Below are 20923 nucleotides of genomic sequence, written 5' to 3' on the forward strand. Positions count from 1 at the left end.
ATGTCCACGGGGAAAAGAAGTATCGCTGTCCTGCTCGTCCTGACGGCGGCCCTCGCCGGCTGCACGGGCCCGAAGAGCCGGTGGACGCAACCCGCCCCCGCCGGCACGACCGCCGCCAGGGGGCTGGCCTGGTCGCCGTGCCGGGGGCTGCGGGTGTCCGCCAACACCGTCCTCGACTGCGCCACCCTGGCCGTGCCGCAGGACTGGGCCCGGCCCGCAGGGGCCACCCTGGACCTGGCGCTGGTCCGGGCCCGGCGCACCGGCCAGGAGAACCGGATCGGGTCGCTCGTGCTCAACCCAGGCGGCCCGGGCTCCTCCGGCATCGACTACGCGACCTACTTCGCCGGCGCGGTACCCGTCGAGCTGCTGAAGCGGTTCGACGTGGTCGGGTTCGACCCGCGCGGTGTGGGCCGTTCCACCCCGGTGGAGTGCATCCCGGACGCCGAGAAGGACGCGGCGATCGGGGCGGACCCCGACCCGGTGACCGACGCGCAGTTCGCCGAGGTGGCCGGGCAGTTCCGCCGGATCGGGGAGGTGTGCGGGGCGAAGTACGGCGCGACCCTCAGGGCGTTCTCGACGCAGCAGACCGCCCAGGACATCGAGGCCATCCGGCTGGCCGTCGGCGATCCGAAGCTCACCTACCTCGGCTACTCCTACGGCACCCTGCTCGGCGCGGTGTACGCGCACCGGTACCCCACGACGATCCGGGCCGCGGTGCTCGACGGGGCCGTGGACCCGGGCAAGGACCCGGTCGCCTCCGCCGAGGGCCAGGCCGCCGGCTTCGAGTTGGCCTTCACCAACTTCGCCGCGTGGTGCGCGACGGCGGGCGCCTCGACATGCCCGGTCGGTCCGGACGCCCGGGCGACGGCGGACCGGATCCTCGCCGCCGCGCGCGCCCGGCCGGCGACGAGCGGCACCCGGCAGGCCACCAGCGGCTGGATCTTCCTGGCGATCGTCGGCTCGCTGTACCAGCGCGACGAGTGGCCCCAACTGGCCGCAGCGCTGGCCGACGTGCGCGACGGCGACCCGGCCCGGGTGTTCCGGATCGCCGACGGGTACTACGGCCGCGACGCCCAGGGCCACTACTCCAACCTGCTGGACGCCAACACCGCGGTGAACTGCGCGGACTCCGCGAAGGACCCGACGGCCGAGCAGGTCCGGGTGTTGCAGGGCCAGTGGCGGGCGAAGTACCCGCTGTTCGGGGCGAACCTGGCCCTGGGGCTGCTGACCTGCACGTACTGGCCGGGCGGCCGGGATCCGTTCAGCGCCGGGCCGGCCACCGGGGCTCCGCCGCTGCTCGTGGTGGGGACCCGGGGCGACCCGGCGACCCCGTACGAGCAGACGGCGGCGCTGGCCACGCTGCTGGGCACCGGGCGGGTGCTGACCTGGGACGGGGACGGGCACACGGCGTACCCGAACACGCGGTGTGTCGTGGAGGCCGTCGACCGGTATCTGATCGATCTGGTGGTGCCGCCGGCGGGGACGGTATGCCCCGCCACCTGATCCTGCGGCTGCCCGCCGGTCCGGGGCACGCGCTGTGGTCGGGGCGGGACTTCCTGGGCGGCCCGGAGCGGGTGTACCTGTTCGCGTCGGGCGAGGACCTCGCGGCGCACCTGGCGACGGTCCCGGGTTTCGCCGCGCATCCTGTCGCGGCGGACGCTCCCCGCGCGGGTGGTTCGGCACCTGCAGCACGAGTTCCCGACGAAGGCCTTTCGACGCGCGGGACCGATGTTCCCGGAGCGGGCGTCGGGGCCGTGCGCGCCGTCGCTGCGGATGACTCCGAGGCGGAGACGTTCGACCTGGTGGGCATCGGCCGGATCCTCGCGGCGTCCCTGCCCACCGAGGCCCGCCCGCAGCACCGCACCCCCGCCGGCGACTGGGAGCCGCTGCCCGCCGACAGCACCGGATCCCTGCCGCCCGACGCGCTCGACGGGGCCGTGACCATGCTGCGCGCCCTGTTCGCGAGCCGGGCCTGGGCGAACCCCCTGCTGACCCCGCAACGGGCACTGGCCGCCACCAGCCTGGTCACGGAGGCCGCCGACCGGGCCGGCCGCCTCGACGCCGGAGCCCTCGGCGCGCTGGCCGCCGAGCACCGCTACCGGGCCGTGTCCTGGTGGTGGCAGGTCCTCGAGGCCACCGAAGCGATCATGGACCGTAGGATCGGCCCATGATCTTCCGCGACGCCACCCGGGACGACCTGCCCACCGTTCTCGCCCTGCTCGCCGACGACCCGCTCGGCGCGCGCAGGGAGACCGGCACGGTCGACGCCCGGCACGAGAAGGCGTTCGCCGACATCGACGCCGACCCGCGCAACCGGCTGATCGTCGTGGACGACGACGGCGAGGTGATCGGCTGCGCGCAGCTCACCTTCATCCCGGGGATCAGCCGGCAGGGCGCGGAACGCGCCCTGATCGAGGCGGTCCGGATCCGGTCCGACCGGCGGGGCGGCGGCCTCGGCAGGCGGCTGTTCACCTGGCTGATCGAGACGTCCCGGGAACACGGCTGCGCGCTGGTCCAGCTGACCACGGACAAGTCACGGACCGACGCGCAGCGGTTCTACACGGACCTCGGCTTCGTGGCCAGCCACGAGGGCATGAAGCTGTCGCTCAGCAGGCCGTGAAGTAGATGGTGCGGTAGCCGGACGTCGTGCCCCAGGAACCGGCCGGCCCGCAGCCGGCGGACCACACCTGGCCGACGAGCTGGGTCTTCGAGGAGTCGGAGAAGTAGGCCCAGACGACCATGGACGGGCCCACGGGGATGGCCTGGGCGGGGATGGCCGTGGCGGTCAGGCCTGCGACGACGAGCGCGCCCACGAGCATTGCACGACGGATCATGGCTGAGTCCTTTCTGGACGGAGAGTGCCGCCATCCTCGCGCCGGACGGACCCCACGTCAATGAGCAACATCGATTCCTGACGGGTACGGACCGGTATCGTCTCCGGCATGACATCTTCGTTCGTGCTCGGCGGCGAGCACACGGTCCACCGGCTCGCGTTCGGGGCCATGCAGATCACCGGCGCCGGCGTCTGGGGCCCTCCGGACGACCACGACGAGGCGGTCCGCGTGCTGCGCCGCGCCGTCGACCTCGGGGTGAATCTGATCGACACGGCCGACTCGTACGGGCCGGGGGTCTCCGAGGAGCTGATCGCCGAGGCACTGCACCCGTACCCGGACGGGCTGGTCATCGCGACCAAGGGCGGCTTCACCCGGCCGGCCCCGGGGCGCTGGGTTATGAACGGCCACGACCTGCGGCGCAAGGTCGAGGACAGCCTGCGCCGGCTGAGGCTGGAGCGGATCGACCTCTACCAGCTGCACAGGGTCGACCCGACCCGGCCGGCCGAGGACCAGTTCGGCGAGCTGGCCGACCTGCGCCAGGAGGGCAAGATCGGGCAGGTCGGGCTGTCGGAGGTCGACGTCGAGATGATCGAACGGGCCAGGGAGATCGTGCCGATCGTGAGCGTGCAGAACATGTACAACCTGGTCGAACGGGGCTGGGAGCCGGTCGTCGACCACTGCGAGAAGCACGGGATCGGCTTCTTCCCGTGGTTCCCGATCGCGACCGGGAACCTGGCCCGACCCGGTGGCCCGCTCGAGGAGATCGCGCGGAACCACGAGGCGACGCCGGTCCAGCTGGCTCTCGCGTGGCTGCTGCGCCGCTCGCCGGTGATGCTGCCCATCCCGGGGACGTCGAAGGTGGCGCACCTGGAGGAGAACATGGGCGCGGAGGCCGTGCGGCTCACCGACGAGGAGTACACGGCGATGGCTGCGCTCGCCGGCTGACGGCGGAGCGGGGTCGCCCGGCTAGCAGAACAGGCCGAGGTCGGTCGGCTTCGGGGTGTCCACCCGCGCGTCCAGGGGCCGCTTGCCCTCGGTCCGCCAGCCCTCGCGGACCCAGTACTCGTAGCCGCCGATCATCTCCTTCACCGGGCGGCCGAGCGCCGCGATCCGCATCGCCGCCCTGGTGCTGCCGTTGCAGGCCGGGCCCCAGCAGTACGTGACCAGGAGCTTGTCGGCCGGCAGCTCCGCGAGCCACGCGGCGGTGATCCCGCCCTCGGGGACGTTGACCGCGCCGGGGACGTGCGACTTCGTGTACGCGCCCTTGGCCCGGGTGTCGATCAGGACGAAGTCGGCGTCGCCGGCCTTCAGGGCGTACGCGACGTCGGCCGGGTCCGTCTCGAAGGAGAGCTTGCCGGCGAAGTGGGCGAAGGCGGTGGTCGGGTCGGCGGCGGGGATCTCGGTAACCGTTGTCATGCGTCCCAGCCTGCCCGGCGGGGGCCGGCCGAAATAGTGGCGCGGGTGCCTGGTACCGCTAAGATTCCGCCATGATGGTCGCGAAGCCGCACCGGGTCGCCGTCCTGGTCTACGAAGGCATGACGCCGTTCGAGTTCGGCGTCGTCGTGGAGGTGTTCGGGCTGCCCCGGCCGGAGCTGGACGTGCCCTGGTACACCCTCGACGTGTGCGCGGAGACCCCCGGCGTGCCGCTGCGCGCGGTCGGCGGCTTCGGCCTCGTCGCCGAGCACGGCCTCGACGTCCTGACCAGCGCCGACACCGTGATCATCCCCGGGGTGGCCTCGGTGCACGGCGACCCGTCCCCCGCGCTGGTCGCCGCACTGCGGGCCGTGCGGGGCCGGCTGGTGTCGATCTGTTCCGGGGCGTTCGCGCTGGCCGGCGCCGGGCTGCTCGACGGCCTGAGCGCCACCACCCACTGGCGGTACGCGGACCTGCTCGCCCGCCGCTATCCCCTGGTGGCCGTGGACCCCGACGTGCTCTACGTCGACGACGGCGGCGTGATCACCGGGGCGGGCAGCGCCGCCGGGCTGGACGTGTGCCTGCACCTGGTCCGCAGCGACCACGGCGCCCGGATCGCCAACACGGTCGCCCGCCGGCTGGTCATCCCGCCGCACCGGGACGGCGGGCAGGCCCAGTTCATCGAGGCGGCCGTCGCCGAGCCGGAGGTGGGCGACCCGATCGCCGAGTCGATGGCGTGGGCGCTGGGGCGGTTGGCGTCGCCGTTGACGCTGGCGGACCTGGCCCGGGCCGCGCACCTGGCGCCCCGGACGTACCAGCGGCGGTTCACCGCCCGGGTCGGGGTGCCGCCGATCCGGTGGCTGATCGGGCAGCGGATCGCGGCGAGCCTGCCGATGCTGGAGAGCCCGGACCTGCCGGTGGAGGAGATCGCGACGGCGGTGGGGTTCGAGTCGCCCGTCACCTATCGGCACCATTTCGCCAAGGCGCTGCGGACGTCGCCTTCGGGATACCGGCGGGCGTTCCGCGGCTAGGGTCCTCGCGACCCGCCCGGGGTCAGGGTTGTTCGGCCCGGACCCAGGCGCGCCGGGTCTCCCACAGGTTGCGCAGCGCGAAGATCTTCTGCTCGAACTCCGGATCCCGCGCGCACCCCCACCCGTCATAGGGCGCCCGCAGCCGCCAGGCAGCACCGGAGTCCCAATACACGACGGGTACCGTCGCCCCGCCGCGCCGCTCGGCCCGGATGTCCACGATCCGCCCCCACGGCACGTGCACCCGGCGCGGCCCGGTCGTCGGCCGCAGCCCCGCCTCGTCGGCCACCACCCCCAGCGACCTGTGCAGCACCAGGCCGGCGGCGAGCGCCACGACGGCCGCCACCGGAGCGAGGACCAGCAGCCAGCCGGGCGCGCCGAGGAGTACCAGGATCGCGAAGCCGGCCCCGCTGAGCGCGGTCCGGAACGCCGTGCGGCACAGGGTCTGCTTCCAACCGGGCCGATAGCTCACCAACACGTAAGGATTAACGATCGGGGATCGCATACGGTTGGTGTCATGACCGAGCACAGCGAACTGCCCACGACCGAGGCCGAGTGGCGCGAGCGCCTGACCCCGGCGGAGTACCGGGTGCTCCGCGAGGCCGGCACCGAGGCGCCCTGGGTCGGGGAGTACACGGACACGAAGACCATCGGGGTGTACCGGTGCCGCGCGTGCGGCACGGAGCTCTTCAGCAGCGACACGAAGTTCGACAGCCACTGCGGCTGGCCGAGCTACTTCTCGCCGCTCGCCGAGGACCGGGTGAAGCTGCTGGAGGACACCACGCTGGGGATGAAGCGGGTGGAGGTGCGCTGCGCGCACTGCGACTCGCACCTGGGGCACGTGTTCGAGGGCGAGGGGTACGACACCCCCACCGACCAGCGCTACTGCATCAACTCCATCAGCCTGACCCTGGAACCCGCAGAGTAGCCCTTCAGGTCAGGTGGGTGAGCCATCCCGGCAACGGCTCGGCGGCCGTCGTCCACGCGTCGGGGATCCCCGTCAGCCCCGTCCTGCCGGCGACGATCCCGCCGACGATGGCACAGGTCGTGTCGACGTCCCCACCGGCCGAAGCAGTCGCCCACAGTGCCTCGTGCAGGTCGTCCAGGTGCCGGGCCGCGCACCAGATGGCGAACGGCACCGTGTCGGGCGCGGAGATCTGCAGCCCGCATCCGAGTACCGCGGCGGCGTGCCGTGGGTCGACCACCGGCCGGATCCCGACCGCCCGGCGGAGTCGCGACGCCACCTCGCCGTCCTCCACGTGGGCGGCCACGGTCGCGATGAGCTGGTCCGAGGGCAGTCCGAGGACGGCCAGGGCCGCCGCGAGAGCGACCGCGACGGAGCCCGCCACCGCCTCCGGGTGGGCGTGCGTCACCCTCGCCTGCTCGGCGGCCTGTCGGGCTGCCTCGGCGAGGTCGTCGGCGAACCAGGCGCCCAGCGGCGCCACCCGCATGGCCGCGCCATTGCCCCACGAACCCTGCCCACCGAACTGACGGGACGTGACCGCCCGCCACGGCTCGCCCTCGCCGATCTCCCGCAGCACCCGGTGCATCGACGGACCGTATCCCCGGTCGCGATCCGCGTCGTAGGTGTTCGCGAACGCCAGCGCCAACCGGTCCTGGTCGACGGCGCCGTCCTCGTCGAGCATGCGCAGCAGCGGCAGGGCCATCGCGGTGTCATCCGTCCACGGCCACGGTCCCGGTGAGAGCCGACGCTCCCGGATCTCCCGCTCCACGCTGTCCACGGGCCGACGGAACCACGTCTCCCCGAACGCGTCCCCCAACGCGAGACCCCTCATCGAGTACCCGGCGGCCGCCCGTCTGCTGATCATCCGGACATGATCCCGCCCAACGTCTACCGGCCGCCACCGAAAAGTCCTGAACATACGGACAACCCGATCGCGAGTCGACCGGTACCACCGGGGCCACCTCGGCCGGCGGCGCTATCCGGGAGGTCGCACGAACCGGCGGTCGTGGTCAGAGAGGTCCTCTGACGGGCCGGCGGCGCGGAGGATCACGTCCAGGGCGCTGTCGACGTCGGCCTCGTAGCAGCCGGCGGCCCAGGCGGCGTTGGCCTCGATCACCGCCCACCCGGCCGGACCGCCCGACAGCGGCCGCACCGTGCCGACGTCCAGGACGATCGCGGACGGCAGCGCGGCGGCCTGGTCGGCGAGCAGGTCCGCGGCGAAGGCGCGCACCTCGGCCTCCCGGGGGTGGCCGGCCAGCGAGGCCATCCGCAGCACCCCGTCGTCGCCGTACTGGCTGCCCGTGCGCACCGCGCCGTCGAGCACGTGCAGCCGGAACTCCGCCACCACGTCGACCGGGTCGCTGACCAGCACGGGTGTGAACGGGTCGACGGCGTCGGAGCCTGGAAGGCGGGTGCCGTCGGAATACACCATCGCGGTGATGCTCTTGTCGTTCGGCGACTTGGCGAAGACCGGGCGGCGCAGTGTGTGCGCCTCACTGATCGGGATCAGGCGCACCTCGCGGCGCAGGAACTCCTGTGGCAGACCCGCGAGCCAACCCGGGGGCGCCTCCAGCGGGGCCACGTCCACCCCGGCGCGGACCGCGTCGGCGAATGTCGGGCCAGCGTGCAGATGCACGACGCGACCGAGCAGGTCGGCGGGCAGCCGCCAGTCGGGGCCGAGCTGGACCGGCGTGAGGCCCCGGTTCCCGGCCGCAACTCGGATCTGTTCCGCCGAGGCTGTCAGCCTCGGCGGGAAAACCATCGTGGTCGCCATGTGGCCGCCCTCCCGTGCGAGCCCCGATCATGGCAGCTGGCAGCGACCACGTCGCCGGAATTGCCCGGTCGGTCCAGGACCTCGGATCACGGCTCGCCCAGGAACGGCTGACGACCGGCCCGGTCAGACCGGGCGGCGGGCGGCGAAGCCGGCGTCCTGGCGGTGGTACCAGTAGATGTCCGGATCGCCCTCCAGCCAGCACCACAGCACCGGCCGGCCGTCGCGCTCGCCGAGGAAGTCCAACAACACCGGGGCGAAGCCCTTGACCTGGGCCCCGTGCGCCGCGAGGTGCTCGACGGTCGCGAACAACCGGGCCTCCAGGCTCTTGGCCTCCGCCAGGCCGCCGAGCGGGCTCGTGCCGTCGGCGGCGAGGTCGGCCTGGAGTTCGGCGAAGTCGGCGCGCAGCGCGATCAGGTTGTGGATGTGCGGCAGCAGGCCGGCCAGGATCCGGCGGGCCTCGCCCAGCGTCACCGGCCCCGGCTCCGGAACGCCTCCCGACGGGTCCAGGGGCCCGTCGTCGGACGGACCGCCGGACGGGTCGGTGGGGTCCCCGGTGGGCGGGTTCGTCACGGCATCTCCATGGTCTCGGCGCGGGCGATCTCGGCGAGGGACGCGGCGAGGTAACCGTGCAGCGGGCGGTCCGCGGCGGTGACCAGATCGGACACCAGGAGGGTCGCGTGCTGGGCGACGGCGAGCGGGGCGGGTGCCGCGATCTCGCCCTCCTCGGGGTGCACGCCGAGGGCGCCGGTCACGAGGACGATGAGGACGTTCACGTCGAGGTCCGGGAACCAGGCTATCGCCGAGCGGACACATCTGCCGAGCGCCGCCTGGACGTCGTCGCCGGTCAGGCCGTCGGCGTGCTGGTCCTCAAGGAGGGCGCGGACGACGGCGCCGAGTACCAGTCTGATCTGTTCGGGGTTGAACTCCGCCAGCCGGCCGGCCGCCGCCCCGAACGCCTCGGGGTCCCCCGCCCTGGCCGCCTCGACCCCCTCGGTCGCCGCCGTGGCTATCGCGCGGGCCCGCGGGGGCAGGTACTGCCAGGGCTTGTCCATCCGCCCAGGATCGCACGGGGCCCCGCGCGCCACCGCCGGCGGGCGGTGGCGCGCATCACACCGGGGCAATTCCGCCACCGGCGACCGAACGCGGATGATCCACGACACGTTCACCGTGACCAGGAACCCATCCGGCTGACCTGGGCGCATAGCGTAGACTGGGTCGTGGTCCGCCCGGTTCTGCCGCGGACCGATTCTCATGTCGCCCACCACGCGCCGCGACCTACGAGGTCTGCGCCGGGCAGGACGACCCTTCGACGTTCGGAGTTCCCATGGCGGCTAGCCGCCCCATCACCACCTCAACCGACGCCACCTTCACCGAGCTCGGCGTACCCGCGCCGCTCGTCAAGGTGCTCGAGGACAACGGCATCCTCTCGCCGTTCCCCATCCAGGTCGCCACGCTGCCCGACTCCCTCGCCGGGCGCGACGTGCTCGGCCGGGGCCGGACCGGCTCCGGCAAGACGTACGCGTTCGCGCTGCCCCTGATGGCCCGCCTGGCCGCCAGTGGCACACCGCGGCGCGCCGGCCGGCCGCGGGCGATGATCCTGGCGCCGACCCGCGAGCTCGCCACCCAGATCGACGCCACCCTCGCCCCGCTGGCGAAGGCGATGGGTCTGCGGACCCTCACCGTCTTCGGCGGCGTCGGCGCGGGCCCGCAGATCAAGGCGCTGAAGGCCGGGGTCGACATCGTCGTCGCCTGCCCGGGCCGGCTCGCCGACCACCTGCAGACCGGCAACGTGCACCTCGACGCCGTCGAGATCACGATCCTGGACGAGGCCGACCACATGGCCGAGCTGGGCTTCCTGCCCGTCGTCCGCCGGCTGATGGACGCCACCCCCCGGGTGGGTCAGCGGCTGCTGTTCTCCGCGACCCTCGACGGCGGCATCGACGTCCTGGTCAAGCGGTTCCTCAGCAACCCGATCACGCACAGCGTCGACTCGGCCCAGTCGCCGGTCGTCGACATGACGCACCACGTGCTGCACATCCGCAAGGAGGAGCGGCTGCCGATCCTCGCGGACCTGACCGCCGCCCCGGGCCGCACCATGGTGTTCACCCGGACCAAGCGCGGGGCGAAGACCCTGACGCGGCAGCTCAACGCCGCCGGCGTGCCGGCCGTCGAGCTGCACGGCAACCTGGGCCAGAACGCCCGGACCCGCAGCCTCGCGGCGTTCTCCGACGGTTCGGCGAAGACCCTGGTCGCCACCGACATCGCGGCGCGCGGCATCCACGTGGACGACGTCACCCTGGTGATCCACGCGGATCCGCCGGTGGAGCACAAGGCGTACCTGCACCGCTCCGGGCGGACCGCGCGGGCCGGCAACTCCGGCACCGTGATCACCCTGATGACGAACGAGCAGGTCAGCGATGTCCGCGACCTGACCCGCAAGGCCGGCATCACACCGACCACGACCCGGCTGAGCCCGGGTCACCCACTGTTGCAGGAACTGGCCCCGGGCGAGCGGGTGTTCGTCGAGCCGTCCGAGGCGGCCGTGGGGGTGGCGATGTCGGCGGAGGCCATCCGCGCCAACGGTGGCGGCGGTGGCGGCAACACCGGGCGCGGGGGTCGCTCCGGGGGCGCCGGCCGTGGTGGCCGTGGCGACGGTTCCGGGCGGGCCGCCGGGGGTTCCGGTCGTGGCGATGACGCCGGTCGCGCCGCTGGTCGGGGCGATGGCTCCGGCCGGGGTGCCGGCTCAGGGCGTGGGCGTGGCGGTGCCGGTCAGGGTGGTTCCGGTCCGGGTGGTTCCGGTCAGGGTGGTCAGGCCGGTTCTGGCCGGTCCGCCGGTTCCGGCCGGGGTGACGGTGCTCCTCGCGCCGAGGGCGCCGGTCGTTCGGCGGGTGCCGGGCGGGCCGCCGGTTCCGGTCGGGGCCGCGCCTCGGGTGCGGCCACCGGGAGTGTGCCGTCGCCGCGCCGGGGCGGTTCGCCGGCAGCCTCGCCGGCCCGCAACGCCGGGATCGTGGCGTTCTCGACGCAGTCCCGCGCGGGCGGCGGTCGGCGCGCCGGCAGCTGAGATTTCACCGGGCGCCGCCGGCGGGTCACTGACCTGCCGGCGGCGCTTTTTTTGACGGCTACGGTGGGGCCCGACCCGGCATCCGACGGCCACCCGGGGCCGCCCAATCACGCACGCCACCGTGGCGGTCAGGTCTTCTGGGGCTCGCCGGAGTCAGGGCGGACGGGTCAGCGTCCTCCGGAGACGCGCAGGACCGTGCCCGTCGTGTAGGAGGCGTCCGGGCCCAGCAGCCACGCGATGGCCGCCGCGATCTCCTCCGGCTGCCCGGACCTGCCCAGCGGGGTAGCCGCGCCGATCCGGTCCGCGCGCCCGGCGTCCCCGGCCGTCGCGTGCATGTCGGTGTAGACGGTGCCCGGGGCCACGGCGTTGACCCGGATGCCGGCCGGGCCGAGTTCCTTGGACAGCCCGATCGTCATCGTGTCGACGGCGGCCTTGGAGGCGGCGTAGTGCACATACTCCCCCGGGCTGCCCAGGGTGGCCGCCGCGGAGGACACGTTGACGATCGCGCCGCCCGGCCGCATTGTCCGGGCGGCGTACCGGCAGCACAGCAGGTATCCGACCACGTTGACGTCCACGACCCGGCGCAGGTTCTCCGCCGTCTGGTCGACGAGCGGACCGAGCGGGCCGGTGACGCCGGCGTTGTTGACGAGCCCGGTGACGGGGCCGAACGCCGCGGCCGCCGCGAACAGCCGCGCGACGTCCGCCTCGTCCACCGTGTCGCCGGCCACCGCCACGCACCTGCCCCCGCCGGCCCGGACCTCGGCCACGAGCGCGGACGCCGCCGCCTCGTCCGTGCGGTAGCCGAACACGACGGCGTGCCCCTCGCCCGCGAGCCTGCGGACGGTGGCCGCCCCGATCCCCCGGCTGCCACCGGTCACCACGGTCACAAGATCAGTCATGCTCCGACCGTACCGGGAAGTAGGAATCCGCTACATGATCGTCACAGGGGAACAGCACAGCCGTAACGGTTGGTGATCAGGCTGTGGCGCATGAAGACACTGTCGAAGGACCTGATCGAGCTTGCCGCCCTGTTCGCGGCGGTCGCCGTGGCCGACGTGTTCGCCGGAGCCCTGGGACACGGTCAGCACGGCTCCCTCATCCTCGTCGGACTCGCCGCCGCGCTCGTGGTGTGCTCGGCCGCGCACCGCTGGTGGGCGCACCGGCACGTCCGCGCGCCCCGGACCCCGGCGGCGACCGGGGACACCCTGTGGCGGATCCGGACCACCGTCGCCGACTCCCCGGGCCGGCTGGCCGCGCTGTGCACGGGGCTGGCGGAGTTGGACGTCAACATCCTCACCATCCAGGTGCATCCGTTGGGCGACAAGGTGATCGACGAGTTCCTGGTCGTCGCGCCGTTCGACGTCACCGGGGCGGTGCTGGTCGGGGCGATCACGGCGCGCGGCGGGTTGGGCACGCACGTCGAGCCGGCGTTGGCGGGGCTGTTCGACGAAGCGCCGGCACCAGCAAACCCGGCCTGAGCCCTCCCCCCGGTGATCAACTACACGGTCGTGCACTTTTCCGGGGCCCGAAGTCCGCAACAACGTGTAGTTGATCACCGGCTCGGGGTGGGGACGGGCTCCGGGGTGCGCCGGGGAAAGGGCGTGCGGAGCGCGCCCGTGGGGGCCTAGCCTGGGCGGATGGATCCGGTGGAGCTCGCGCGTGGCTGGGGGGTGTCCGTGCGGTCCGCGCACCGGCCCGAGCAGGGCACCAACAACACCGTGTGGATCCTGGACGACACGTACGTGCTGCGGGTCTACCAGAATCTCGGCCTCGACCGGGTGCTCGCCGAGCACCGGCTGCTCGCGGCGTTGGGGTCGGCGGGGCTGTCCTTCCGGGTGCCGACGCCGGTCGGGCCCGTGCTGGAGACGGCTGCGGGGCCGGCGGCGCTGTTCGAGTACCTGCCGGGGACGGCCGGCAGGCGCGGCGCTGCCGGGGAGGCGCTGGGGGCCGCGCTCGGCGAACTGGACGCCGTCCTGGGCACGCTGGACCCCACGCTGGCCCCGACCGACTGGCGGGTGCCGCTGGGGGCGATCCACCCGGCGGTGCCGGATGTCGAGGCCCTGGTCGGTGACCTGCGGGCCGCCTGCGGTCCGCATCCCGGGCTGGACGTGCTGGACCGGCGCGCGGCGGAGACGGACGCGGCGTACCTGAGAATGGATCTTCCGGTGCAGATCTGTCATCTGGATATCGCGCCGGGGAACGTGCTGTTCGACGGCGGCCGGGTCTCGGCGGTGCTGGACTTCGAGATCGCCGGGCTGGACCTGCGGGTCAACGATCTGGTCGCCGGCATGTCGCAGTGCGGGCCGGGCTTTCTCGAGGGGTACAGGTCCATCGTGGACCTCACGGACGGGGAGCTGGCGGTGGTGCCGGCGCTGACCCTGTTGCGGGCCATGAGCAGCGTGGTGTGGCGGGCCGGCCGGTGGCGACTGGATCAGTCCACTCTGGACGAGGTGGTCGACCGGTTGGACGAAATGGTTTTGCCGTCGGAGTTCTCGATCACCTAGGCTCTGCGACCATGGCAAAGCTGAACCAGATCATCGCCGTCGAGAAGGGCGTCAAGAGCAAGTCCTTCCACGAACTCACCGAGGCGCACCACGCTGTGCAGAAGCCGGCCCTGCTGTCCGGCATCTCGCGCAGCTACCAGCCGAAGGATGAGGAGGGCGAGCAGCTGCCGCCGGAGTCCACGAAGGTCCAGACCCGGGCCGAGGACGTGCTCCGCCAGGTCGGGGTCGGGCTCACCAAGCTGTTCGACGTGACAGCCTCGAAGGACGCCACGAACTGCGTGGCCCGCGCCGACGTCGTGGTGGATGAGCGGGTTCTCCTTTCGGACGTGCCGGTGACGTATCTGCTGTTCCTGGAGAAGCAGCTCACCGACCTGCACACGTTCGTGAAGAAGCTGCCGGTGCTCGACGCCGCGGAGTCCTGGGTGTTCAACGACTCGGCCGACTGCTGGTCCACCGAGCCGGTCCGCACCATCCGGACGAAGAAGGTGCCCCGCAACCACGTGAAGGCCGAGGCCACCGAGAAGCACCCGGCCCAGGTCGAGGTCTACTACGAGGACATCGCCATCGGCTACTGGACGACGGTCAAGTTCTCCGGCGCGCTGCCCGCCAAGCGGGTCGCCGAACTCCTCGAGCGGGTGGAGAAGCTCCAGCAGGCGGTCAAGTTCGCCCGCGAGGAGGCCAACAACACCGAGGTGACCGACCGCAGCACGGGCGACAAGGTTTTCGGCTACCTGTTCCGGTAGCCGAGGTCAGACACCTCCGGGGAGCCGTGGGTGCGCGGAAGCGCAAGCTGAAACTGAGACGTTCAGACTGATGGGGCAAGGTACAGGTGGAGGTTCGAGTCCTCCCTCCCGCACTCGCGCGGGAGTGGCCCAAATATGGCAGAGGCAGCCGCCCCGCAAACTCAGACTCTCGCTCCAGATTCAGTATTCGCCGCCGAACATCGGATCAACCGGTCACAGACTGACCGCAGTCGAGATACGAGTTCAACTCTCGTTGCCCGCTCTTCCTGCGGGCGTGGTCTAACGGCATGACGCGACTGCTTCAACGTGATCTGTGATCTTAAACGTGCCGGTGTGAGCAATTGGGCGGCAACGCGAGGCCCGGGGGTTGGATACACCCCCGGGCTTCACCATTCACCTGTTCAGGGCCGTGCACGGCCGCCAGCCGGCCGGCAGGGTCTCGAAGTCGATCCCGACGAATCCGGCGTCCGCAAGGAACATGACGAGGGTCTGCCCAACGGGCTGCCGACCCCGGGTGACCTCGAACGTCGTGTCCCGGCCGTTGCCAACGGTGACTTTGAGGGGCGCCGTGTCGCGGGATCCGGGGTGACCCTCCGTCGGTTCCGCCGTCCGCTGCGCCGTCGGTTCCGCTGTCGGTTCCGCCGCCGGCGGGTGCTGCTTGACCATCCACTGTCTCACCCGGCCGGCGGTGTACCCGCACGGCCCGATCTCCACGACCCGGGTCGGCATCCCGGCGGCGGCCATCTCCCGTTCGAACCGGGCGGTGTCGAACCGGCCGCCGGAGTGCCGCAGTGTCACGGTCACGGAGTCGCCGCGCACGTCGATCGCGTAGGCCGGGGTCACGGCCGACCCGTCAAGAAACGCGGGCCCCAGGGTGACCACGAGGCCGACGACGGCGGCGAGGGCGCCGGCCAGGGCGAATCTGCGGATCGACCGGCGGGGCGGCGGGCCGGCTTCGCGAAGTTCGTTCATCAGGTACTCCCGGAGAACGTCGTGCCGGCCCCCGGGCAGTTCGCGCTCGACTGGCATGTCCATCACTGCGTCAACTCCTCGGCGGGTCGGGCCGCGGTGTCGCGGTCACCTGTTACCTGTCCGGGGCCGGGCCCGGGTTCCCCGGTGGCGCCGAGGATGCTCCGCAGCTTCCGCCGGGCGCGCGACAGCCGGGACCGGACCGTGCCGACCGGCCAACCCAGGGCGAGCGCGGCGGCCGTGTAGTCCAGGCCAGCCCACACGCACAGCGCGAACACCTCCTGTTCGGCCCGGCGCAGGGTGCCCAGCGCGGCGCGGACCGCGGCGACCCGGTGGGCGTCGTCGATCCGGCCGACCAGGTCCTCGGCGAAGTCCGGTACCGCCCGGGACGGTGGTATCCGCGCGAGGGCGGCGTTGTGCCGGCGGGCGGCGCGGGAGGTGTTGCGGGCCACGTTCGTGGCGACGCCCAGCAGCCAGGGCAGCAGCGAGTCGCCCTCGGGCTCCACCCTGGACCGTAGCCGCCAGGCCTCCAGGAACGTCAGCGCCATGATGTCCTCGGCTGTCGACCAGTTGCCGGTCAGCCGGAACGCGTGGTTGTAGACACTTTTGGCATGGTCGTCGAAGAGCTGCCCGAACGCGGCCGGATCACCGGCCCGCACCCGGGCGCGCGTACTCATCTGCACACCGGTCACCTGTCCGCTGGCCGGTAGGCGGTTCCCACTACAGGACGATGGGCGTCTTCTTCTCGTCGAACCAGTAGTTGTCCTTCCACTCGTTGCCGTTGCCGGCCTCGTAGGACACCACCGGGCCGAACCGGCCGCACTTGGGGAACTCCCCGGTGCCGGTCTTGGCGAACGCGTTGCGGAAGAACTTGGTGTTCATGGCGAGCGGGAAGGGTTTGCTCTTCAGGCTGCCGGCGTACACGCAGTAGCCGCCGCCGCTGAAGTAGTTGTCCTCCACCAGGACGTTGGCGACCTGCTCGAAGTTGCCGTACAGCGACAGGGCCGCCGAGCAGCCGCTCACCGAGCACTCGACCCGGTTGTGCCGCAACACCATGCCCGAGCCGCCGTGGAAGCCGATCCCGGACAGGTGCCGGCCCTCCGACGAGCCGCCCTCGATCACCGTGTTGATGTAGGAGTCCTCGATCACGGTGTTGGACCGGGGGTGCGCGCCGCTGAAAGCGCCGTGCAGGTAGCACCGCCGGCAGGTGAAGCCGGTCCAGCCCAGGATGATGACCTTCAGGTCGTTGAGCCCGTCGATCTCCACGTCCTCGATGAGGATGTTCTTGTACGTGCCCTCCAGATCCGTCTTCACCCCGCAGCCCTTGGCGTTGATCTTGGACTTGCGGATGGTGACGTTGCTGGTCTTGATCTCGATGCAGCCGGTGACCTCGACGCCCTCGATCACGGTGCCGGACTTGGTCACCGAGATGTCGCCCGACGGCCGGAGCTTCGTGCCCGGGGGCACGCCGGTGGTGGCCTGTGACGGCCAGTAGCCGAGGCCGTCGGGTTTGACGGCCGGGCCGGAGGGCGACGGCAGCGGGGACGCCGACGGCTTCGCCGTGGAGATCACCCCCTGGTCGCCCGGGTCCTCCTCGTCGGCCCCGGCCTTCTTCGAGCCCTCCGCGATCGGGAAGCGGGTCGGCTTCTCCGTCCCCGTCGCGTACATCACCACGCCGGCCAGGACGCCCGCCGCCGTGAGGACGGCGAGCGTGATCAGGCCGATCCGGACGAACCGGTTCTTCCGCGCGTGGTGCGTCGGCGGTTCGACCGGCGGTTCCGGATCGATGGGCTGGTCGGCTTCCATGGTGCGTGACTCCTCAGGTGACCCCGATGTGGACGCGTCTCCGCGGCCGAGCCTACGACAGAAGTGCAAGCGACCACTACTCCTCCAGGTCACCCTCCGTGCGCAGGTACAGCTCCTGCAGCGCGGCCAGGGTCGCCGGGTCCGGGTGCTCCCACATCTTCCGGTTCGCGGCCTCCAGCAGCCTTTCGGTGATTCCGTGCAGGGCCCACGGGTTGGACTCGGCGAAGAACTTCTGGTTCTCCTCGTCCAGGGCGTACGTCGCGGCCAGCTTCTCGTACATCCAGTCGGCGACCACGCCGGCCGTCGCGTCGTACCCGAAGAGGTAGTCCACGGTCGCGGCCAGCTCGAACGCGCCCTTGTAGCCGTGCCGGCGCATCGCGGCCAGCCAGCGCGGGTTGACCACCCGGGCCCGGAAGATCCGCGCCGTCTCCTCCGACAGGGTGCGGGTCCGCACGGCGTCGGGCCGGGTGCTGTCGCCGATGTAGGCGGCCGGGGCCTTCCCTGTCAGCGCGCGCACGGCCGCGATCATGCCGCCGTGGTACTGGAAGTAGTCGTCGGAGTCCGCGATGTCGTGCTCGCGGGTGTCGATGTTCTTGGCGGCCACGGCGATCCTGCGGTACGCGGTCTCCATGTCGCCCCTGGCCGGCGCGCCGTCGAGGTCGCGGCCGTAGGCGTAGCCGCCCCAGACCGCGTACACCTCGGCGAGGTCGGCGTCGTCGCGCCAGTTGCGGCTGTCGATCAGCTGGAGGAGGCCCGCACCGTAGGCCCCGGGCTTGGAGCCGAAGATCCGGGTGGTGGCGCGGCGGGCATCGCCGTGCACACCCAGGTCGGCCTGGACGTGGGCCCGGACGTAGTTGTCCTCCGGGGCCTCGTCCAGGCCGGCGACGAGCTGCACGGCGTCGTCGAGCATGGCCACGACGTGCGGGAACGCGTCCCGGAAGAAACCGGAGATCCGGACCGTGACGTCGATCCGGGGCCGACCCAGCTCGGCCAGGTCCACCGGTTCGAGGCCGTTGACCCGGCGGGACGCCTCGTCCCAGGTGGGCCGGACGCCGAGCAGAGCGAGGATCTCGGCGATGTCGTCGCCGGAGGTGCGCATGGCGCTGGTGCCCCACACCGACAGGCCCACCGAGGAGGGCCACTCGCCGTGGTCGGTCTTGTAGCGGGTCAGCAGGGAGTCGGCCATCGCCTGGCCGGTCTCGTACGCGAGCCGGCTCGGGACGGCCTTCGGGTCGACGGAGTAGAAGTTGCGGCCGGTGGGGAGCACGTTGATCAGGCCGCGGAGCGGGGAGCCGGACGGGCCGGCGGGCACGTAACCGCCGTCGAGGGCGTGCAGGACCATCGCCATCTCGTCGGTGGTCTTGTCGAGCCGGGGCACGACCTCCTCGGCGGCGAACCGGAGCACGCTCTCGACCAGCTCGTCGGAGACGCCGAGCACCCCGGTCGCGACGTCGGTGGCCGAGGCCGGATCCCAGCCCTGGGCCTCCATGGCCGTGACCAGGGCCTTCGCGGTCTCCTCGACGTCGTCGACCTCCAGGCGACCGGCCGAGCCGTCTTCGGTCAGGCCCAGTGCCTCGCGCAGGCCCGGCAGCGCCGCCACCTGGCCGCCCCACATCTGCTTGGCCCGCAGCATCGCGAGCACCAGGTTGACCCGGGCCTCACCGACCGGGGCCTCGCCGAGGATGTGCAGGCCGTCGCGGATCTGCACGTCCTTGATCTCGCACAGCCAGCCGTCGACGTGCAGGATGAACTCGTCGAACTCCGCGTCGTGCGGCCGGTCCTCGAGGCCCAGGTCGTGGTCGAGCTTGGCGGCCTGGATCAGGGTCCAGATCTGGGCCCGGATCGCCGGCAGCTTCGCCGGGTCCAGGGTGGCGATGTTGGAGTGCTCGTCGAGGAGCTGTTCGAGCCGGGAGATGTCGCCGTAGGACTCGGCGCGGGCCATCGGCGGGACCAGGTGGTCGACCAGGGTGGCGTGCGCGCGGCGCTTGGCCTGGGTGCCCTCGCCCGGGTCGTTGACCAGGAACGGATAGATCAGCGGCAGGTCGCCCAGCGCCGCGTCCGGGCCGCAGGATGCGGACATGCCGACCGTTTTGCCGGGCAGCCACTCCAGGTTGCCGTGCTTGCCGACGTGCACGACGGCGTCGGCGCCGAAGGAGTCGGCCAGCCAGCGGTACGCGGCCAGGTAGTGGTGGCTCGGCGGCAGGTCCGGGTCGTGGTAGATCGCGACCGGGTTCTCGCCGAAGCCGCGCGGGGGCTGGACGATGACGACCACGTTCTCCGAGCGGAGCGCGGCGAGGACGATGTCGCCGTTGTCGACGTAGAGCGTGCCCGGGGCCGGACCCCACGCGCCCTCGACGCCCTCGCGCAGATCATCGGGGAGCTTTGCGAAAAACTTCTCATATTGTACGCCGGGGATGCGCACCGGGTTGCCGGCCAACTGCTCGGCGGTCAGCCAGTCGGGGTCCTGGCCACCGGCGGCGATCAGCGCGTGGATCAGCTTGTCGCCGTCCAGGTCGGCCACGCCGGGCAGGTCACCGACCTGGTAGCCGCGTTCCCCGAGGGCCTTGAGGAGCCGCACGACGCTGGCCGGGGTGTCCAGGCCGACGGCGTTGCCGATCCGGGAGTGCTTCGTCGGGTACGCCGACAGCATGATCGCGATCTTCTTGTCCGCGTTCGGGATGTGCCGCAGGACGGCGTGCCGGACGGCCGTGCCCGCGACTCGGGCCGCCCGCTCGGGGTCGGCCACGTAGACGGTCAGCCCGTCGGCGTCGATCTCCTTGAACGAGAACGGCACTGTGATGATCCGGCCGTCGAACTCGGGCACCGCGACCTGGGTGGCGGCGTCCAGCGGGGACAGCCCGTCGTCGTTGGCCTCCCAGTCGGCCCGCGAACTGGTCAGGCACAGTCCCTGCAGGATCGGCACGTCCAGGGCGGCCAGCTCGCTGACGTCCCACGCGCCGTCGTCCTCGCCGGCTCCGGCCGTGGCCGGCTTGGTGCCACCGGCGGCGAGGACCGTCACGACCAGGGCGTCGGCCTGCTTCAGGGTCTCCAGCAGGGCGGGCTCGGCGGCGCGCAGGGAGGCGCAGTACACCGGGAGGGCCCGGCCGCCGGCGTTCTCGATCGCGTCGCACAGGGTGTGCACGAAGGCGGTGTTCCCGGCCACGTGGTGCGCCCGGTAGTAGAGCACCGCGACGGTCGGCCCGGTGGCGGTGCGGGGCTCGCGGTCGAGAATCCCCCACGCCGGGGTGGCGGCGGGCGGCGCGAACCCGTGCCCGGTGAGCAGCACAGTGTCGGACAGGAACGTGTGCAACTCGGCGAGGTTCGCCGCCCCACCGTGCGCCAGATACGCGTGCGCCTCGGTCGCGACGCCCACCGGCACCGTCGACCACTTCATCAGCTCAGCGTCGGGAGCCTGCTCGCCGCCGAGCACCACGACCGGCAGCCCGCTGGCGAGTACGGCGTCGAGGCCCTCGTCGAAGTAGCGCTTACCGCCGAGGATCCGCACCACGACCAGGTCGACGCCGTCCAGCAGGGCTGGCAGGTCCTCGACGGAGGTTCGGGACGGATTCGCGAGCCGGTACTCCCCGGCGCTCGCCCGGGCGCTGAGCAGGTCGGTGTCCGACGTCGACAACAGCAGGATCATGGCGCATCTCCCCCTCGGGGTCCGCGCCCCGGGTAGTCGTTCGGCGACAGGAGTTCCTGGCTTCCCGGGACCCCTGGGCGGCGCACGGCGGCACCACCCACCCGGGTGACAGTGGCGGGACCGCGCCGGACTCGCACCGGCTTCCTCCACACGTCGCCCCATATGGCGTGCCCACTCTCCCGAG

The 20923-nt window shown here is 72.3% G+C and carries 22 protein-coding genes and 1 riboswitch; of the genes, 10 read left to right on the forward strand and 12 right to left on the reverse strand.

What is annotated here, in order from left to right; translation table 11 throughout:
• From IW245_RS20365 to IW245_RS20375, 3 genes are read left to right on the forward strand one after another with little or no spacing between them, the layout of a single operon-like run.
• Window positions 1-1503: an alpha/beta hydrolase gene (locus tag IW245_RS20365; RefSeq protein WP_197004765.1), complete on the forward strand. Its 1503-nt coding sequence runs from the start codon at window positions 1-3 to the stop codon at window positions 1501-1503.
• Window positions 1488-2171, forward strand: coding sequence for a hypothetical protein (locus IW245_RS20370; RefSeq protein ID WP_197004766.1), 684 nt, complete (start codon window positions 1488-1490; stop codon window positions 2169-2171). Before IW245_RS20365 ends, IW245_RS20370 begins: the two co-directional genes overlap by 16 nt.
• Complete coding sequence (locus IW245_RS20375; protein ID WP_197004767.1) at window positions 2168-2620, forward strand: GNAT family N-acetyltransferase; 453 nt, start codon at window positions 2168-2170, stop codon at window positions 2618-2620. The genes IW245_RS20370 and IW245_RS20375 overlap by 4 nt, the downstream gene beginning before the upstream one ends.
• Here IW245_RS20375 and IW245_RS20380 read toward each other — a convergent pair.
• Window positions 2607-2834 carry a DUF6289 family protein gene (locus IW245_RS20380; RefSeq protein ID WP_197004768.1) on the reverse strand — a complete coding sequence of 76 codons (228 nt, stop codon included), beginning with the start codon at window positions 2832-2834 and terminating at the stop codon, window positions 2607-2609. The two genes, IW245_RS20375 and IW245_RS20380, sit on opposite strands and share 14 nt — an antisense overlap.
• Before the next feature lie 108 nt (window positions 2835-2942).
• On the opposite strand from IW245_RS20380, the gene IW245_RS20385 reads away from it, so the two are divergent.
• On the forward strand, window positions 2943-3779 hold the full coding sequence (locus IW245_RS20385) for an aldo/keto reductase (RefSeq protein WP_197004769.1): 837 nt from the start codon (window positions 2943-2945) through the stop codon (window positions 3777-3779).
• Between the two features lie 21 nt (window positions 3780-3800).
• Here IW245_RS20385 and IW245_RS20390 read toward each other — a convergent pair whose 3' ends face one another.
• Window positions 3801-4250: a rhodanese-like domain-containing protein gene (locus tag IW245_RS20390; protein WP_197004770.1), complete on the reverse strand. Its 450-nt coding sequence runs from the start codon at window positions 4248-4250 to the stop codon at window positions 3801-3803.
• Window positions 4251-4321: 71 nt separating this feature from the next.
• Between IW245_RS20390 and IW245_RS20395 the strand changes: the two genes are divergently transcribed.
• The gene (locus tag IW245_RS20395) at window positions 4322-5278 is read left to right on the forward strand and encodes a helix-turn-helix domain-containing protein (protein WP_197004771.1); all 957 of its coding nucleotides are present in this window, start codon (window positions 4322-4324) and stop codon (window positions 5276-5278) included.
• Between the two features lie 22 nt (window positions 5279-5300).
• On the opposite strand, the gene IW245_RS20400 is transcribed toward IW245_RS20395, so the two are convergent.
• Window positions 5301-5753 carry a hypothetical protein gene (locus IW245_RS20400; RefSeq protein ID WP_197004772.1) on the reverse strand — a complete coding sequence of 151 codons (453 nt, stop codon included), beginning with the start codon at window positions 5751-5753 and terminating at the stop codon, window positions 5301-5303.
• Between the two features lie 39 nt (window positions 5754-5792).
• Between IW245_RS20400 and msrB the strand changes: the two genes are divergently transcribed.
• Window positions 5793-6203, forward strand: coding sequence for a peptide-methionine (R)-S-oxide reductase MsrB (msrB, locus tag IW245_RS20405; protein ID WP_197004773.1), 411 nt, complete (start codon window positions 5793-5795; stop codon window positions 6201-6203).
• 4 nt (window positions 6204-6207) lie between these two features.
• Here the strand turns inward: msrB and IW245_RS20410 are convergent, their stop codons facing one another.
• From IW245_RS20410 to IW245_RS20425, 4 genes are all read right to left on the reverse strand, one after another.
• Window positions 6208-7104, reverse strand: coding sequence for an ADP-ribosylglycohydrolase family protein (locus IW245_RS20410; protein WP_197004774.1), 897 nt, complete (start codon window positions 7102-7104; stop codon window positions 6208-6210).
• Between the two features lie 111 nt (window positions 7105-7215).
• Window positions 7216-8013 (reverse strand): ATP-grasp domain-containing protein, encoded by a 798-nt coding sequence (locus IW245_RS20415; RefSeq protein WP_231398878.1) that lies wholly within the window; start codon window positions 8011-8013, stop codon window positions 7216-7218.
• 123 nt (window positions 8014-8136) lie between these two features.
• Entirely contained in the window at window positions 8137-8583 is a 447-nt protein-coding gene (locus IW245_RS20420; RefSeq protein ID WP_267920067.1) for a DUF2203 domain-containing protein, read from the reverse strand.
• Window positions 8580-9065, reverse strand: coding sequence for a hypothetical protein (locus IW245_RS20425; RefSeq protein ID WP_197004775.1), 486 nt, complete (start codon window positions 9063-9065; stop codon window positions 8580-8582). The genes IW245_RS20420 and IW245_RS20425 overlap by 4 nt, the downstream gene beginning before the upstream one ends.
• 272 nt (window positions 9066-9337) lie before the next feature.
• On the opposite strand from IW245_RS20425, the gene IW245_RS20430 reads away from it, so the two are divergent.
• Entirely contained in the window at window positions 9338-11074 is a 1737-nt protein-coding gene (locus IW245_RS20430) for a DEAD/DEAH box helicase (RefSeq protein WP_197004776.1), read from the forward strand.
• A 167-nt stretch (window positions 11075-11241) separates the two neighbouring features.
• Here IW245_RS20430 and IW245_RS20435 read toward each other — a convergent pair whose 3' ends face one another.
• Window positions 11242-11973: an SDR family oxidoreductase gene (locus tag IW245_RS20435; protein ID WP_197004777.1), complete on the reverse strand. Its 732-nt coding sequence runs from the start codon at window positions 11971-11973 to the stop codon at window positions 11242-11244.
• Between the two features lie 90 nt (window positions 11974-12063).
• Between IW245_RS20435 and IW245_RS20440 the strand changes: the two genes are divergently transcribed.
• From IW245_RS20440 to IW245_RS20450, 3 genes are all read left to right on the forward strand, one after another.
• Window positions 12064-12552, forward strand: a complete 489-nt coding sequence (locus IW245_RS20440) for an ACT domain-containing protein (RefSeq protein ID WP_197004778.1) — start codon at window positions 12064-12066, stop codon at window positions 12550-12552.
• Between the two features lie 159 nt (window positions 12553-12711).
• Entirely contained in the window at window positions 12712-13578 is an 867-nt protein-coding gene (locus IW245_RS20445; RefSeq protein WP_197004779.1) for a phosphotransferase enzyme family protein, read from the forward strand.
• An 11-nt stretch (window positions 13579-13589) separates the two neighbouring features.
• The gene (locus tag IW245_RS20450) at window positions 13590-14321 is read left to right on the forward strand and encodes a DUF7873 family protein (protein WP_197004780.1); all 732 of its coding nucleotides are present in this window, start codon (window positions 13590-13592) and stop codon (window positions 14319-14321) included.
• 393 nt (window positions 14322-14714) lie between these two features.
• On the opposite strand, the gene IW245_RS20455 is transcribed toward IW245_RS20450, so the two are convergent.
• The 4 genes from IW245_RS20455 to cobN form a co-directional block, all read right to left on the reverse strand.
• Window positions 14715-15356, reverse strand: coding sequence for a hypothetical protein (locus tag IW245_RS20455; protein WP_197004781.1), 642 nt, complete (start codon window positions 15354-15356; stop codon window positions 14715-14717).
• A complete protein-coding gene (locus IW245_RS20460; protein ID WP_197004782.1) occupies window positions 15356-15967 on the reverse strand; it encodes an RNA polymerase sigma factor in 612 nt (203 codons plus the stop codon). The genes IW245_RS20455 and IW245_RS20460 overlap by 1 nt, the downstream gene beginning before the upstream one ends.
• Window positions 15968-16010: 43 nt before the next feature.
• On the reverse strand, window positions 16011-17096 hold the full coding sequence (locus IW245_RS20465) for a right-handed parallel beta-helix repeat-containing protein (protein ID WP_197004783.1): 1086 nt from the start codon (window positions 17094-17096) through the stop codon (window positions 16011-16013).
• A gap of 76 nt (window positions 17097-17172) precedes the next feature.
• Window positions 17173-20739: a cobaltochelatase subunit CobN gene (gene cobN, locus IW245_RS20470; protein WP_197004784.1), complete on the reverse strand. Its 3567-nt coding sequence runs from the start codon at window positions 20737-20739 to the stop codon at window positions 17173-17175.
• A gap of 51 nt (window positions 20740-20790) precedes the next feature.
• Window positions 20791-20885, reverse strand: a riboswitch (cobalamin riboswitch).
• Between the last annotated feature and the right edge of the window lie 38 nt (window positions 20886-20923).

Source organism: Longispora fulva (assembly GCF_015751905.1).
Lineage (GTDB): Bacteria > Actinomycetota > Actinomycetes > Mycobacteriales > Micromonosporaceae > Longispora > Longispora fulva.